Annotated in this window: 1 pseudogene; it reads right to left on the minus strand. The window is 64.6% G+C overall.

From position 1 onward, the window contains the following. Positions 1-283: 283 nt before the first annotated feature. Positions 284-577 (minus strand): annotated as a pseudogene (locus B1A78_RS21950) (hypothetical protein); the annotation flags it as partial.

Genomic DNA, 577 nt, shown 5'->3' on the forward strand with positions numbered 1-577 from the left:
GTGACCCGGCCTCTTTGTGTCTTTGTGTGAGGCTCTTTTTCTTGGCGCCTTTGCGCCTTTGCGTGAAATATAGATCACCCACGCCGCAGGGCGAACCCGAGGATTCCGTCCGAGATGACGATGCTTCAGATGTCGCCTTTCGGTCGTTTTCAGACCCTCGTCATCCCGGGCTTGACCCGGGACCCGCCTTCCTTCTCGCACCACCGGATCAAAGACAAGGCAGGCCCCGGGTCAAGCCTGGGGTGACGGATACGGGATGTCGGCTATCGGTCGGAACTTGGTGCTACAACTCGCCGCCGAGCGCGCCATATTTCGCTTCGAAGCCCGCCTTGTCGCCGCGTGCCAGATAGCCCGCCTGGTCGACGAAATCGTCGCGCGCGATGCGGCCCTGGAAGGCGCCGAGCTGCGGGTCGATCGCCGCGATATCGGCGTCGGTCCAGTCGGCGATCTGCTGGAAGCCGGTGACGCCGAGGCCGTTCAGCAGGCCCGCAAGCTTGGGGCCGAGGCCCTTGATCAGTTGCAGATTATCGGCCTTGGCGGCAGCCGGAGCCGGAGCCGGAGCCGGAGCCGGAGCCGG

Origin of the sequence: Sphingopyxis sp. KK2 (genome assembly GCF_001990265.1) — a bacterium.
Classification (GTDB): Bacteria; Pseudomonadota; Alphaproteobacteria; order Sphingomonadales; family Sphingomonadaceae; genus Sphingopyxis.